The organism is Flavobacterium sp. GW821-FHT11G01, assembly GCF_058808175.1.
Genome location: NZ_JBXARK010000001.1, coordinates 1 through 15156, shown reverse-complemented (window position 1 = coordinate 15156; position 15156 = coordinate 1). Strand labels below are relative to the sequence as shown.

Below are 15156 nucleotides of genomic sequence, written 5' to 3'. Positions count from 1 at the left end.
ATTTGGCTTTCAATTTAAAACACTCATCGGTGCATCTTTTTTATTAAATTTACTTTTCATTTTTTTTAATATGAAAAGCACAGAAGAAATAGCTAGCCGTTTTAGAGAAATTATTTTAAACGGAACCTGGGTTGCTAATACCAATTATAAAGATCAACTAGAAAATTTAGATTGGAAAATTGCCACTACTCCGGTAAAAAACCTCAATACCATTTCGGTTTTGGCGCAACACATTCATTATTATATTAAGGGAATAAATAATGTTTTTAAAGGCGGAACTCTTGATATAAAAGACAAATTTAGTTTTGACTTTCCTGAGATCGATTCTCAGGAAAAATGGGAGGCTTTTTTAACGCAATTCTGGAGTGACACTGAAGAATTTGCTTCTTTGATTGAGCAAATGCAAGATGAAAAACTGGATCAGGTTTTTGTTGAAGAAAAATACGGAACTTATAAAAGAAATATTGAGGCTATGATTGAACATAGTTATTATCATTTAGGTCAAATTGTATTGATTAAAAAGATATTGACCGATTAAATTTGAAAGCATAATTTCAATATATTAAACATCCATTTATCTACTACACGTTATACGCAGTACTGTGGGTTTCCATAATTAAACTAACCTTCTTATAAAAATTAAACTTCTAATCTAGCCCCGATGGAAGCGGTATCCTTTTGTGTCCGCCACGGCGGACACAAAAGATTTAGCGGACAGCGGGACAAGTCGTTGTTTTGAAAACGAAAAACTTCTGCTTCTTAATCTAAATATTCCAATTATATTAAAAAAGATAAACAATTGTTAAAAAAAATTACCATTCAACGGACTTTTGTAAATATTATTTTCGTATTTTAGTAATACCAAAAAGATTATTTGTGATTGTGCATATCTAAATACAATTTAATGAAGTTATAGATATGTTATTTTAATTCTAATAATTAACATTTCTTCTGTTCAAAATATTGAAAAAAATCAGCTGATTTGTAAAGTAAATTCATTTAATCAAAAACATAAATTCAAAACCCTAAATTATAAAGCAATTCCGTTATTTCTCCCCAAATCAATAATTAAAAGCCGTTTTAAACCAATAAAAACCATTAGATATGAAATTTGGAGAAATTGTATTTTACTTTATTGTTGCTGTTATTATGATTAGTTTAGCTTATAAATTTTTCTTCTCAAAAACTGAAAAAGAAAAAGAAGATGAACGAAAATTAAAGGAAAGTTTAGCCGATGAATTTATTTATGATCCTGAAACCGGAATCAAATTGACGCTGGAAGAAGCCGAATCAGGAAGTTGGATAGCACACGATAATCTAAACAGGATTAAGCCGAAAGAAGAGCTTGAGCAATATTACAGAGGGAAAGAAAAAGAAATTGAAGAACTCGCAAATTTCCTGAAAAATAGCGGTTATAAGTTTACTAAACTAACCAATTCTGAGGTAGAATTTTTGGAGCAAACTAAGATATTATCTAAATATGATGATTGGTCTTATTCGGGTTCTTATAGTTTTAATGAGGGTAAAGATTTTGTCTTTTTTCCTCGCGTTACGTACAATAACAACCAACATGAAAATGGTTATAGCGAATCGCAAATTATGTTTTGGGTTAACGATATGAGCTTAGATGGCCATATTTATTTAAGAGATAAAACAAAATTTGAAACTCTTGCAGATAGGGTACGAAATGATGATTTGATAGAATTAAATCATTTTGAAACTTTCGTTTTAAAGAAATCAACCAAAATGATTCCGTTAGTAAAAACATTGCAGTTACTTGATACAGAAAGAGATCTTGAAATTGAAATAATCGAAGACAGCTTACTAATCAAATCATTAAAATACGTTAATAAAGGTGACTATTTGAGAATTGAAAAAATAATAAAAGACATCAAAATGGCTGGATAATTTCCTAGTTGTTTTTATACGTTGTACTAATTCTCAAAAAGAAAGCTCTTTTATCGTCATTTTAATTCACAGACGCACAGCAATACGTTTTCATTCCTGTATTTTTTAAATTTAAATTTCGTAATTTTATTACACAACTATTATTTAATAGTGAGAATAAAGTTCTAATTTTTTAAAAAGAATCTTATGAAAACTAAAAAGATATGGGCCAATTTAGCCGTGGACGACCTGGCGAGAACAACCAAATTTTATAGCGAATTGGGTTTTAAACCAAACGGTACAAATGAAGAACTGACTAGTTTTTGTTTTGGAGACGATAATTTTATAATTCATTTTTTTATAAAAGAAAGATTTAAATGGGCTGTAAATGATGAAGCAGCCGACTTAAAGCAGGGTAATGAAATTATATTTTCGCTTTCAGCTGAAAGTGTAGATGAAGTACATCAACGGCTACTGGCGGTTAAAAATGCTGGCGGAAGAATTTTTGCTGAACCTCAAAGCTTTGAAAAAGGTTATTTCTTTGGATTCTCAGATCCTGATGGCCACAAATTTAATGTGTTATACTGGCCTACATAAAACTACGCGAAGCCCTAATTTAAAAAATTCTCTAAAAAAATCACAAAAACATTTTGCGCAACTAAAAAGTTGCTTATATTTGCAACCAATTAGTTGCGTATTTAAATAATTCAAAATGAAAAGAGATATTTTCCAGGCCATTGCCGATCCGACCCGAAGAGCAATTTTAGTATTGGTTGCTACAAACGCACTGACACCAAATGCCATTGCGGAGCAATTTAATACGACAAGACAAGCCGTTTCTAAACACATTAAAATTCTCAATGAATGTGAATTATTAGCCGAAAAAAAAATCGGAAGAGAAATCTATTACCAACTGAAAATTGATAAAATGAAAGAAATTGACAAATGGCTAGAGCAGTTTAAAGAAATTTGGGAAAGCCGCTTCAGTCAATTAGATCAAGTATTAATGAATCTAAAATCTAAAGAAGATGAAATCTAATCTATTGATGAATTTTACCGTAGACAAAGAGAACAGCACGGTAAACGTAAAACGTGAATTTAATGCCTCACTTGACAATGTTTGGTCGGCCTGGACAGAACCAGAAATATTAGACCAATGGTGGGCGCCAACACCATGGAAAGCCAGAACAAAAAGTATGGATTTTAAAGAAGGCGGACGAAGACTGTACGCCATGGTTGGACCTCAGGGCGAAGAACATTGGGCTATTGCCGATTTTACATCGATAACGCCAAAAACAAATTTTAAATATCTGGATGCTTTCAGCGATAGCGAAGGCAACTTAAACAAAGATTTTCCGCGTTCTGACTGGAATGTAAATTTCTCTGAACAAGGCAATTCTACTATTGTTGATATTGCAATTAAACATGAAAACCTTTCTGATTTGGAAAAAATCATAGAAATGGGTTTCAAAGAAGGTTTTACCATTGCTATGGAAGGTTTAGACGAAATTTTTGCTGCCAGAACGAAGTAAGTTTTATTATCGATATTTTATGGAATCCCGCTTTAATGAAGCGGGATTTTTTATTCCGTTATTTTAAATTCTTACTTTTATATTTCATAATTCACTTCTCTACTTAATTTTGAAAAACATTTCAATGACAATTTCAGAAGAAAATAAACTAGATAATCCGGTTTGGTATTCGTTATCAGAAAACCATCAGGAATTCGCTATCGATTATGGAAATATTAAATTCTATAATCCTGATTATTGTCCCTTTGGAAGTTTTACAAATCTGGATAATACTGCAATTGCAACCAAAGAATATTCGGCTTTAACTGATAATTTCTTTATTGTGGGTGAAAAACCTGAAATAGCTGATACTTTAAAAATTACAAAAGAATTGGTTTGTTTGCAAATGGTAATTAATGAAAAAATTCAACTTCCAATCGAATCAGAAATTGTTAAGTTGACTTCAGAACATAATGAAATTTTATGCGATTTAGTAAATTTAGTCCAACCCGGTTATTTTAAAAACAAAACCATTTTACTTGGAGATTATTACGGAATCTTTAAAGAAAATCAGCTTATTGCTGTTACCGGAGAACGCATGAAAATGAATGCTTTTACTGAACTAAGCGCTATAATTACACATCCTGATCATACCGGAAAAGGTTATGCCAAACAACTAATTACGCATGTTGTAAATGCTATTTTTGATCAGGGTAAAATTCCGTTTTTGCATGTTACAGAATATAATACCGGTGCTATTGCATTGTACAAAAAACTAGGTTTTATCACCAGGCGAAAAATAAGCTTTTGGAATATTTCCACATAAAATAAGGCACAGCATAACTCTGCAGAAATAATGAAATAGCGTTAAAAAGAATATTTTTATATCTTTGCAAGCACAAACCAATTAGAAAATTCTATGTGAAATAAAATTTCTTTCAGACAATTATAAAAGCAACTGCAAAACAGTTTGCTTATTTGTTTATTCCCAAAAGAAAGAAATTATGCTTATTTTACAAAACATTTCATATCTACATACGAATAGAGATTTGCTATTCGATAGAATTACTTTTACTGCCAATCAACAAGAAAAAATTGCCTTGATTGGTAACAATGGTGCGGGAAAATCTACGCTTTTAAAAATAATTGCAGGTGAATTACAAGCTTCTGACGGTTGGATTAAAACCAATGCAAAACCTTATTATGTACCTCAGATTTTCGGACAATTCAATCATTTTACTATTGCACAAGCTTTGCAAATTGAAGATAAACTAAATGCGTTCAAAGAAATTCTGAACGGAAATGTAACCGAAGAAAATCTGGAGATTCTAAACGATGACTGGACTATTGAAGAGCGTTGCAATGAAGCACTACAGTATTGGCAATTAACTGATTTAGATTTATCACAAAAACTGGAATCTTTAAGTGGCGGACAAAAGACAAAAATTTTTCTTGCCGGACTTTCGATTCATCAGCCTGAACTTATTTTATTGGATGAACCGAGTAATCATTTGGACTTGGCTGCCAGAAAATTGTTGTATAATTTTATTCAGAACACTTCGGCTACTTTGATTATTGTGAGCCATGATCGAAAATTATTAAATCTTTTAAATGCAGTTTATGAATTAAGCAAACATGGCATTACGGTTTATGGAGGAAATTATGATTTTTATACGCAGCAAAAGCAAATAGAAAATAACGCTTTGCAACAGGATATTCATAGTAAAGAAAAAGCATTGCGAAAAGCCAGAGAAAAGGAACGCGAAACAATGGAGCGCCAACAAAAATTAGATTCTCGCGGAAAGAAGAAACAGGAAAAAGCCGGCGTATCCAGAATCATGATGAATACTTTGCGCAATAATGCGGAGAACAGTACTTCGAAAACCAAAAACATGCACGCTGAAAAAATTGGAGGTATTTCAAAAGAATTACAAGAATTACGCTCCGATTTACCTGAGATTGACAAAATGAAATTTGGTTTTGATAATGCCGAATTACACAAAGGCAAAATATTGTTTACGGCTACTAATATTAATTTTGGTTATCATGAAGAATTACTTTGGAAGAAAAATCTAAACTTTCAAATTCTAAGTGGTGACCGTATTGTTTTGAAAGGATCGAACGGTTCTGGAAAAACAACTTTAATCAAAATTATTACTGGAAAAATAGTTCCGACGCAAGGAAGTATTTATAAAGCCGAAGCCAAAATTGTATATATCGATCAGGATTATTCGTTAATCGGAAATCAACTTACGATTTATGAACAGGCTCAACAATTCAATGTCTCTGGTTTGCAGGAGCACGATATCAGAATGCGTCTGAATCGGTTTTTGTTTTCACAAAATAATTTAGATAAACCATGCAGTACTTTGAGTGGCGGTGAAAAGATGCGTTTAATGTTATGCTGCTTAACGATTAACAATCAAGCACCGGATATTATTATTCTGGATGAACCTACGAACAACTTAGATATTCAGAATATTGAAATTCTTACGGCTGCGATTAATGAATATCAGGGCACTTTGATTGTGGTTTCGCATGATGAAGTCTTTTTGGAGCAAATTAATATTGGGCTTACTTTTGAACTTTCTGAGCGTTGATTTAACCGCTAAGTTCGCAAAGGGTTACGCTAAGTTCGCTAAGTTTTATGCACAAATTTATGAAAAATAAACCTCTCATTTAGCCCCGATGGGAACGATATCCTTTTGTGCCGGCGTTCGGCACAAAAGATATAGTGGACAGCGGGACTGGAGGTTCTTTTGAAAATGAATACTTCTGCTACTTATTTTAATTCACAATTTATAATTCACAATTCACAATTTTATCCGAGCCATCCATCTCGATCCAGGCTTCTGTATTGGATGGCTTCGGCTATGTGTTGGGAGATTATTGTTGGTGCAGCATCTAAGTCGGCTATGGTTCTGGCTACTTTCAGGATTCTGTCATAGGCTCTTGCTGAGAGGTTCAGGCGTTCCATAGCGGTTTTTAGTAACTCTTTTGATTGATCGTCGAGTGAACAATATTCGCGAATTAATTTACTACTCATTTGTGCATTGTAATGTATGTTTTCGACTTCTTCAAATCGTTTGGTCTGGATTTCTCTGGCTGCGGTGACACGTTTTCTGATTTCGACACTGCTTTCTGCTTTTCGGTCATCGGCCAGTTTCTCGAATGGTACCGGCGTAACTTCGATATGAATGTCGATTCTGTCTAATAATGGTCCGGAAATTTTGCTCAGATAACGTTGCATTTCGTGAGGCGAAGAAGTATTGGGCATGCTTGGATCGTTGAAAAACCCACTCGGACTCGGATTCATACTTGCCACCAACATAAACGACGATGGATAAGTTACGGTAAATTTGGCGCGAGAAATGGTTACTTCACGATCTTCCAACGGCTGACGCATTACTTCTAAAACATCACGTTTAAACTCCGGTAATTCATCTAAAAACAAAACGCCATTATGTGCCATCGAGATTTCGCCCGGTTGCGGGTAACTTCCTCCTCCAACTAAGGCAACATTCGAAATAGTGTGATGCGGACTACGGAATGGTCGTTGATTCATCAATCCGACTTCTTTTAATTTTCCGGCAACGCTATGAATTTTAGTCGTTTCTAAGGCTTCACGTAACGTCATTGGTGGTAAAATACTTGGAACTCTTTTAGCCAGCATTGTTTTTCCTGCACCCGGCGGGCCAATCAAAATAATGTTATGACCTCCGGCTGCAGCAATTTCCATGCAACGTTTGATACTTTCCTGACCACGAACATCTGAAAAATCGAATTCAGGAAAATCTAAGGTTTTATAAAATTCAGCTCTCGTGTCAATAACTGTGGGTTTAAGATCTCCTTTTCCGTTAAAAAAGCTAATTACTTCCTGTAAATTGGTGACGCCGTAAACATCTAAACCAGCAACGATTGCAGCTTCTTTCACATTTTGAATTGGGAGAAAAAAACCTTTATAACCTTCTTCTTTGGCTTTTATAGCAATAGGCAATGCTCCACGAATAGGCTGTAAACTTCCGTCTAAAGAAAGTTCGCCCATTATAATATATTCTTCTATTTCGGGTGCTTTTATCTGATCTGAGCCTACTAATATTCCCATTGCCAAAGGCAAATCGTATGCAGAACCTTCTTTTCGCAGATCGGCTGGCGCCATATTAATGGTTATTTTCTTTCCTGGAAAATTTAATCCGTTATTTTTAAGGGCGGCTGCAATTCTGAAACTGCTTTCCTTAATGGCACTATCTGGTAAACCAACTAAGTGTAAACCAATACCTTTGTCCATATGAACTTCAATGGTAATGGTGGTTGCTTCTACTCCAAAAACAGCACTTCCGTAAACTTTTACTAACATAATTTCAAATTCATTAAATGTTTTTAAATCTAATGAAAATAATTATATTGTAACTATTTTACTACAAAAAATATAATTTAAAAAGGTAAGTTAATTTGAATCTTAATTTCCTCCACAATCTTACTCAGATCCAAACTATTCTGATGCGACCAAAGCTTACTTTCAATTTGGCTATTTCGAATACAATTATGACATTCGATCGCTTCATGCGCATATCCTCTACCAAGATTTGGTAGACTAAACACTTCCTCCTGATTATCTTTTACAATTGAATATCCGTCGGCAACATACCACGGAGCATTAAGTTGAATATGTCCTTGCGATCCTCCGATAACAGCTTTCATATCTGACTCAGAATTTATTGAAGCGTGTAAAATCGCCTGTGCCTTTTCATAATTTAAAATCATGGAAGTCTGCAAATCAATTCCGTTTTTATTATGAACCGATTTTGCGATAATTTCTTTTGGAAATCCGAGCATGATATAAGAGAGAAATAAGGGATAAACGCCAATATCGTACAGCGCTCCTCCTCCAAGCTTTTCGTCAAAAAGTCTTCCTCCTTGTTTTTTATCTGCATAAAAATTAAAATCGGCTTTTAAGTAGTTTACATCACCAATTATTCCCTGGTTCGCTTTTTCTAAAACTTCTTTTACTGACGGAATAAAACGCGTCCAGAAAGCCTCCATGAAAAATCTATTGTACTTTTTAGAAGCTTCAGTCATACGAACCGCATCTTTATAAGAAAGTGAAAGTGGCTTTTCGCATAAAACATGTTTTCCTTTTTCTAATGCTTTAATTGATAATTCGGCATGAGAATCATGTGGCGTTGCGATATAAACAATATCAACTTCATCATCGGCAAATAAAGCTTCATAAGAATCATATGCTTTTGGGCAATTGTATTGTTTCGCGAAATCATTGGCCTTATCAAAATTTCTTGAAGCCACTGCAACTAAATTAGCCTCTTCTATCAATAATAAATCGGAGGCAAATTGATTTGCTATGTTTCCTAAACCAATAATTCCCCAATTTATTCGATCTTTATTTTTCATAATGTTCTATTTACACTTCTAATCAAAAGGTTAACTAACCAGCTTACTAAAATAGAGAAAAAAAGAGTAACAAAAACGAAACGGTTATAACATATATTTCATATTTTTAGCAAAAATTTACCAAATTACATATGAAAAAAGCCCTACTCCTACTCTTTTTGAGTGTTTTTTTAACAAAAACGTATGCTCAAGAATACTTCCCTGTTAATGAAAGTGTGCACAACAAAAGCAAGAATTACACTGTTTTTACTAATGCCACCATTTATGTTACTCCAACTCAAAAAATCGAAAAAGGAACCTTACTGATTCAGGACGGTAAAGTTGTTGCGGTTGGAAACGCCGTTTCAATTCCGAAAAATGCTATTACTATAGATTTAGCCGGAAAAACAATTTACCCTTCTTTTATTGATATTTATACCAGTTTTGGAATTGAAAAACCAAAAGCAAATATCACTCCGGGACGTAATCGCAACCCGTTGTACGATACCAAAAGAGTTGGTTACTACTGGAATGAAAGTGTTCGTCCGGAAATCAACGTTTACGAAACTTTTAAATATGACCAACCAAAAGCAGATGAATTATTGAAAGCTGGTTTTGGAGTTGTTGGAACTCATCTTCCAGACGGAATTGCGCAAGGAACCGGAGCTTTGGTTGCCCTGAACAATGAAGACAACAGCAAACAAATCATCGCAAATAAACTAACCAATCATTTTGCATTTACAAAAAGTGCTTTAACCAATCAGGCTTATCCAAGTTCTTTGATGGGTATGATGGCTTTGTTGCGTCAGATGTATTTAGATTTAGACTGGTACAAAAAAGGAAATTCTGAAACCAAAGATTTATCATTAGAAGCTTTGGCAAACAATGAAAAACTGGTTCAGATATTTGCTTCTGAAGATAAATTAAACAGTTTAAGAGCTGCCAAAATCGCAAAAGAATTTGGTTTAAACTATGTTTTAAAAGGAAGCGGAAATGAATTTGAAAGAATTGAAGAAATTAAAGCTACAAATGCTAAATTCATTATTTCGATAAGTTTCCCTGAAGCTTATGATGTTTCAAATCCGTATTTATCCAACCAAATCGAATTGGCTGACATGCGTTTCTGGAATCAGGCACCAACGAACCTAAAAGTACTTTCAGATAACGGAATTGTTTTTGCGCTGACGACAGACAAATTGAAAAAGATTGAGGATTTTAAACCAAATCTTCTAAAAGCAATAAAATTAGGTTTTGATAAAACGAAAGCTTTAGAAGCTCTGACTACAGTTCCGGCTGCTATTTTAGGAAAAAGCGATGAGGTTGGAAGTTTGAAAGTGGGTACTTATGCTAACTTTATCATTACTTCTGGTGAAGTTTTTGACGAGAAAACGGTTTTATATGAAAACTGGGTGCAAGGATCTAAATTTATTGTAAACGATCTTAATGCCAAAGATATTCGTGGAAATTATGACTTAACGGTTGGAAAAGATACCTATAAATGGAAAATTGACGGAACTGCTGATGCTCAAAAATCAGAAGTAACAACTGTTGATGCCAAAAAAGTAAAAAGCACTTTTTCTATTGCTAAAAACTGGATTTCATTGGTTATCAAACCTGCAGATACGATCAAATCTAATTATACACGTTTAACCGGATTTATTGAAAAAACAGATGCTTTATCTGGAAAAGCGGTTTTATCAAACGGAGATGAATTGGCTTGGAAAGCTGTAAAAACCAGTCCGTTTGTTATGGCAAAAGATTCATCTAAAGTAGAAAAACCAAACCCAATTATTCCGGTAACGTATCCAAACGTTGCGTTTGGTGATACTAAAAAACAAACTGCTCAAACCTTATTATTTAAAAATGCTACGGTTTGGACGAATGAAAAAGACGGAATCTTAACTGAAACCGATGTTTTAATCAAAAACGGAAAAATTGCTGCAGTTGGTAAAAACCTTTCTGATGCCGGCGCGACTGTTATTGATGCCAAAGGAAAACACATTACCAGTGGAATTATCGATGAGCACTCACATATTGCGATTTCTAAAGGGGTGAACGAAAGCGGTCACAATTCAACTGCAGAAGTTACGATTCAGGATGTTGTCAACTCTGAAGACATTAATATATATAGAGATTTAGCAGGTGGTGTAACCATTTCGCAATTATTACACGGATCTGCGAATCCAATTGGAGGTCGCTCTGCTATCGTAAAATGGAAATGGGGTTCTTCTCCAGATGAAATGTTATACAAAAATCAACCGAAGTTTATCAAATTTGCTTTAGGTGAAAACGTAAAACAAGCCAATTGGAACATTGACAATCCAACTCGTTTTCCACAAACAAGAATGGGAGTTGAACAAGTCTTTACAGATTATTTTCAACTTGCCAAAGAGTATGACGAAAGCTGGAAAAAATTCAATGCAGGAAATAAAAAAGGAAAAGCGCCAAGAGTGGATTTAGAACTGCAAACGCTTGCTGAAATTTTAAACAAAGAACGTTTCATTACTTGTCACTCTTATGTGGAGTCTGAAATTTTAAATTTGATGAATGTTGCTGAGAAATTTAATTTCCGAGTAAATACTTTCACACACATTTTGGAAGGTTATAAAGTAGCTGATAAAATGAAAGAACATGGCGTTGGAGCTTCAACTTTCTCTGATTGGTGGGCTTATAAATTTGAGGTTAACGATGCGATTCCGTTTAACGGACCAATTATGCACAATGCAGGAGTGGTAGTTGCTTATAACTCTGATGATGCTGAAATGTCACGCAGATTAAACCAGGAAGCTGCAAAAGCAGTTAAATACGGAAATATTTCTGAAGAAGATGCATGGAAATTTGTAACCCTTAACCCGGCTAAACTTTTACATATCGATGATAAAGTAGGAAGTTTAAAAGTAGGTAAAGATGCCGATGTTGTACTTTGGAGTGAAAATCCACTTTCTATTTATGCTAAAGCTGAAAAAACAATTATTGAAGGTGTTGTTTATTTTGATATCGAAAAAGATGCTCAAAAACAATTGGCCATTACTAAAGAAAGAAGTGAATTGATTGGACAAATGTTGCAGGAAAAGAATAAAGGAAACGCAACGCAACAACCAACCAGAAAAGAGAAAAAAGAATATCACTGTGATACTTTAGAACAGTTATAAGAACTTTAGAAAATTCATAATGATAAAAAAAGACAACATGATAAATAGAAACATATATAAATTGCTGCTCTTGTTTTGTGCTTCTGTACAAATAAATGCTCAGCAAATCCCGGCACCAAAACAAAGCAAATCGGTTTTGATTTTAAATGGCACGGCACACTTAGGGAACGGAAAAGTGATTCAAAACAGTGCTATTGGATTTAAGGACGGAAAACTTACTTTAGTAGCCGATGCCTCCACTATCAGACTTGCTGCTGATGCTTACGATACAACTATTGACGCTACAGGAAAACATGTTTATCCCGGATTTATTGCCGCAAACACTACTTTAGGTTTAGTAGAAATTGATGCTGTGAAATCATCAAATGATGAGCAGGAAATTGGAACTTTTAATCCGAATGTGAGAAGTATCGTTGCTTATAATTCAGAATCGAAAGTAGTAGAAACGGTTCGTCCAAATGGTGTTTTGATGGCTCAGGTTACGCCACGCGGAGGAAGAATTTCAGGAACATCTTCTATTGTACAATTAGATGCCTGGAGCTGGAAAGATGCTATTTTGAAAGAAAATGACGGAATTCATCTTAATTTTCCATCCGGTTTTAAAACATCAGGATCATGGTTTGAACCTGGAGTTATTGAGGCTAATAAAGATTATGCTAAACAAGTTGAGGAAGTAAATGCCTTCCTTATAAATTCAAAAGCATACAATCAAAGTACTGCTAAAGAAAGAAACATTGTTTTAGAAGCTACAAAAGGTTTGTTTGACGGAACGCAAACGCTTTATATTCATGCTGATGAAGAAAAGCAAATTGTAGATGCAATTCAGCTTGCAGCAGATCATCAAATCAAAAAAATTGTCATTGTTGGTGGATTTGAAGCTTATAAATCAGCAGAAGTTTTACAAAAATACAATGTTGGTGTATTATTAAGACGTGTACACGATATGCCAACAAGCGCTGATGAAGATGTAAATTTACCGTACAAAATGGCAAAAATACTAACAGATAAAGGTATTTTGGTTGGACTTGAAAACAGTGGAGATCACGAACGTATGAGCGTGAGAAACCTTCCTTTCCTGGCTGGAACTTGCGCTGCCTTTGGTTTAGATAAAGAAGTAGCAGTACAATTAATTACTTTAAACACAGCTAAACTATTAGGTATTGATGCAAGTTGTGGAACTTTAGAATCAGGTAAAGATGCTACTTTATTTATTTCTGAAGGTGATGCATTAGATATGAGAACAAATAAACTAACAACTGCCTTCATTCAGGGAAGAACTATTAATTTAGAAACATTTCAAAGCAAACTGAACGACAAATTCAAAGCGAAGTACGGACAGAAGTAATCTAAATTCTTTTTATAAAAAAGGCATCACTTGAAATTTTCATTTGATGCCTTTTTTATTTAAAAATGAAACGATTTGACTGTTTTTGTAAATATTTGAATAGAATTACTCTTAAAATTAGAATTATTTTCATTGTTTTTTGTTAACAAAGTTGAAAAAACCTACATATTTCAAGTTTCAGATTAATAAATTGTAAAATTTAAGTTCATTTTAACAAATACACATAAAATATAGGGGGTTAAATTTAAAAATTAACAAAAATTAAACATTAGACTCTATTTTTGATAGGGGTGTCGAATGATTTTATATTTTTATAAAAAATTTAAAACTAAATAACTATGCGAAAAATTATTTTAAGTGTGATTCTTATCACTATTTTGGTACTGACTTTTGTATCAAATTTCATCTTATCAGACAACCCAATTCCAGCAGAAGCTGTAAAGTTTGATACCGGAGATACAGCTTGGATGATCGTAGCAACTGCCTTTGTATTGCTAATGACACCAGGTTTAGGATTTTTCTACGGAGGTATGGTAGGTAAGAAAAACGTTATCAGTACCATGCTTCAAAGTTTCATGGCAATGGTAATTGTTACTATTTTATGGGTTGTTGTTGCTTTTGGTTTAGCATTTGGTCCTACTATTGGAGGAATCATTGGAGATCCAACTTCTAATTTATTCTTTCAGGGTGTTGGCACAAATACTGCCTGGAGTCTTGCCCCTACAATTCCTTTTATGTTATTCGCATTATTTCAAGCAAAATTTGCCATCATTACACCAGCGTTAATTACAGGTGCTTTTGCAGAGCGTGTACGTTTCTGGGCTTATTTATTATTCATGGTTTTATTTATCTTAATTATATATGCGCCGTTAGCACACATGACCTGGCATCCTGATGGAGTTTTCTTCAAAATGGGAGTATTAGACTTCGCTGGAGGAACTGTAGTACACATGAGCGCTGGTTGGGCTGCATTAGCCGGAGCAATCTTTCTTGGAAAAAGAAAAGTTCAAAAAGTTAACCCTGCAAGAATCACTTACGTTTTATTAGGAACTGGTTTATTATGGTTTGGATGGTTTGGTTTCAACGCAGGTTCTGCTTTAGGATCAAATGGTTTAGCTGTACAAGCTTTAGGAACTACAACTGTAGCTGCTGCTGCTGCTGCAATGGCATGGGTTTTCCTTGATAAAATATTAGGACACAAATTATCTGCACTTGGAGCTTGTATTGGAGCTGTTGTAGGTCTTGTAGCTATTACTCCTGCTGCTGGTTTCGTAAGCATTCCTCACGCAATTTTCATTGGGGCTTTTGCTGCAATCGTAAGTAACCTTGTAGTAAGTAAATTCCCTAAAGGAAAAATTGATGATGCTTTAGATGTTTTTGCTTGTCACGGTGTTGGTGGTATGGTAGGTATGTTGTTAACTGGAGTTTTTGCTTCAAAAGCTGTTAACCCGGTAGTTGGTGACAATCAAGGTTTGATTTTCGGAACTCCAACTTTGTTCATCAACCAATTAATTGCTTTAGTAATCGTTTCTATCTTCGCATTCGTAGCTTCTTATGCTTTATTCTTTATTGTAAATAAAATTACTCCTCTAAGAGTTACTGAAGAAAAAGAAGAATTAGGATTAGATATTTCTCAACACGGAGAATACCTATAAGAATTTAATTTCCGATTTGCCCAATCATAAAAAAGCACTCTAGGTTTTACTTAGAGTGCTTTTTGTTTGAATTAACTTTCCCCAATTATTTTAGATTTCAGATTGTAGATTTTAGATTCCTACTTTCCTCATTCTATATTACTTTACTCTTTACTCTTTACTCTTTACTCTTTACTCTTTACTCTTTACTCTTTACTCTTTACTCTTTACTCTTTACT

12 protein-coding genes are annotated in these 15156 nt (G+C 34.0%); 10 read left to right on the top strand and 2 right to left on the bottom strand.

All coding sequences use genetic code 11. The features are described from left to right. Nucleotides 1-70: 70 nt before the first annotated feature. The 7 genes from AC1RRN_RS00060 (at nucleotide 71) to abc-f (ending at nucleotide 5998) form a co-directional block, all read left to right on the top strand. A complete protein-coding gene (locus AC1RRN_RS00060) occupies nucleotides 71-538 on the top strand; it encodes a DUF1572 family protein (protein ID WP_492965291.1) in 468 nt (155 codons plus the stop codon). Nucleotides 539-1104: 566 nt separating this feature from the next. Next, nucleotides 1105-1908, top strand: a complete 804-nt coding sequence (locus AC1RRN_RS00055) for a hypothetical protein (protein ID WP_492965290.1) — start codon at nucleotides 1105-1107, stop codon at nucleotides 1906-1908. Nucleotides 1909-2094: 186 nt separating this feature from the next. Beyond that, on the top strand, nucleotides 2095-2484 hold the full coding sequence (locus tag AC1RRN_RS00050; protein WP_492965289.1) for a VOC family protein: 390 nt from the start codon (nucleotides 2095-2097) through the stop codon (nucleotides 2482-2484). Between the two features lie 115 nt (nucleotides 2485-2599). Further along, a complete protein-coding gene (locus tag AC1RRN_RS00045; protein ID WP_492965288.1) occupies nucleotides 2600-2926 on the top strand; it encodes an ArsR/SmtB family transcription factor in 327 nt (108 codons plus the stop codon). Further along, entirely contained in the window at nucleotides 2916-3419 is a 504-nt protein-coding gene (locus AC1RRN_RS00040; RefSeq protein WP_492965287.1) for an SRPBCC family protein, read from the top strand. Before AC1RRN_RS00045 ends, AC1RRN_RS00040 begins: the two co-directional genes overlap by 11 nt. A gap of 124 nt (nucleotides 3420-3543) precedes the next feature. Beyond that, nucleotides 3544-4224 carry a GNAT family N-acetyltransferase gene (locus AC1RRN_RS00035; RefSeq protein ID WP_492965286.1) on the top strand — a complete coding sequence of 227 codons (681 nt, stop codon included), beginning with the start codon at nucleotides 3544-3546 and terminating at the stop codon, nucleotides 4222-4224. Nucleotides 4225-4402: 178 nt separating this feature from the next. Beyond that, a complete protein-coding gene (abc-f, locus tag AC1RRN_RS00030; RefSeq protein ID WP_492965285.1) occupies nucleotides 4403-5998 on the top strand; it encodes a ribosomal protection-like ABC-F family protein in 1596 nt (531 codons plus the stop codon). A 221-nt stretch (nucleotides 5999-6219) separates the two neighbouring features. On the opposite strand, the gene AC1RRN_RS00025 is transcribed toward abc-f, so the two are convergent. Continuing rightward, on the bottom strand, nucleotides 6220-7755 hold the full coding sequence (locus tag AC1RRN_RS00025) for a YifB family Mg chelatase-like AAA ATPase (protein WP_492965284.1): 1536 nt from the start codon (nucleotides 7753-7755) through the stop codon (nucleotides 6220-6222). Between the two features lie 77 nt (nucleotides 7756-7832). Next, on the bottom strand, nucleotides 7833-8807 hold the full coding sequence (locus AC1RRN_RS00020; RefSeq protein WP_492965283.1) for a Gfo/Idh/MocA family protein: 975 nt from the start codon (nucleotides 8805-8807) through the stop codon (nucleotides 7833-7835). Nucleotides 8808-8938: 131 nt separating this feature from the next. Between AC1RRN_RS00020 and AC1RRN_RS00015 the strand changes: the two genes are divergently transcribed. The 3 genes from AC1RRN_RS00015 (at nucleotide 8939) to AC1RRN_RS00005 (ending at nucleotide 14938) form a co-directional block, all read left to right on the top strand. Further along, nucleotides 8939-11938, top strand: coding sequence for an amidohydrolase family protein (locus AC1RRN_RS00015; RefSeq protein WP_492965282.1), 3000 nt, complete (start codon nucleotides 8939-8941; stop codon nucleotides 11936-11938). A gap of 37 nt (nucleotides 11939-11975) precedes the next feature. Next, nucleotides 11976-13283 (top strand): amidohydrolase family protein, encoded by a 1308-nt coding sequence (locus AC1RRN_RS00010; RefSeq protein ID WP_492965281.1) that lies wholly within the window; start codon nucleotides 11976-11978, stop codon nucleotides 13281-13283. 338 nt (nucleotides 13284-13621) lie between these two features. Further along, the gene (locus tag AC1RRN_RS00005; protein ID WP_492965280.1) at nucleotides 13622-14938 is read left to right on the top strand and encodes an ammonium transporter; all 1317 of its coding nucleotides are present in this window, start codon (nucleotides 13622-13624) and stop codon (nucleotides 14936-14938) included. Nucleotides 14939-15156: the final 218 nt, after the last annotated feature.

Coding starts and splice junctions, on each gene's coding strand:
- AC1RRN_RS00060 (WP_492965291.1), top strand. CDS start 71: ATGAAAAGCACAGAAGAAATAGCTAGCCGTTTTAGAGAAATTATTTTA.
- AC1RRN_RS00055 (WP_492965290.1), top strand. CDS start 1,105: ATGAAATTTGGAGAAATTGTATTTTACTTTATTGTTGCTGTTATTATG.
- AC1RRN_RS00050 (WP_492965289.1), top strand. CDS start 2,095: ATGAAAACTAAAAAGATATGGGCCAATTTAGCCGTGGACGACCTGGCG.
- AC1RRN_RS00045 (WP_492965288.1), top strand. CDS start 2,600: ATGAAAAGAGATATTTTCCAGGCCATTGCCGATCCGACCCGAAGAGCA.
- AC1RRN_RS00040 (WP_492965287.1), top strand. CDS start 2,916: ATGAAATCTAATCTATTGATGAATTTTACCGTAGACAAAGAGAACAGC.
- AC1RRN_RS00035 (WP_492965286.1), top strand. CDS start 3,544: ATGACAATTTCAGAAGAAAATAAACTAGATAATCCGGTTTGGTATTCG.
- abc-f (WP_492965285.1), top strand. CDS start 4,403: ATGCTTATTTTACAAAACATTTCATATCTACATACGAATAGAGATTTG.
- AC1RRN_RS00025 (WP_492965284.1), bottom strand. CDS start 7,755: ATGTTAGTAAAAGTTTACGGAAGTGCTGTTTTTGGAGTAGAAGCAACC.
- AC1RRN_RS00020 (WP_492965283.1), bottom strand. CDS start 8,807: ATGAAAAATAAAGATCGAATAAATTGGGGAATTATTGGTTTAGGAAAC.
- AC1RRN_RS00015 (WP_492965282.1), top strand. CDS start 8,939: ATGAAAAAAGCCCTACTCCTACTCTTTTTGAGTGTTTTTTTAACAAAA.
- AC1RRN_RS00010 (WP_492965281.1), top strand. CDS start 11,976: ATGATAAATAGAAACATATATAAATTGCTGCTCTTGTTTTGTGCTTCT.
- AC1RRN_RS00005 (WP_492965280.1), top strand. CDS start 13,622: ATGCGAAAAATTATTTTAAGTGTGATTCTTATCACTATTTTGGTACTG.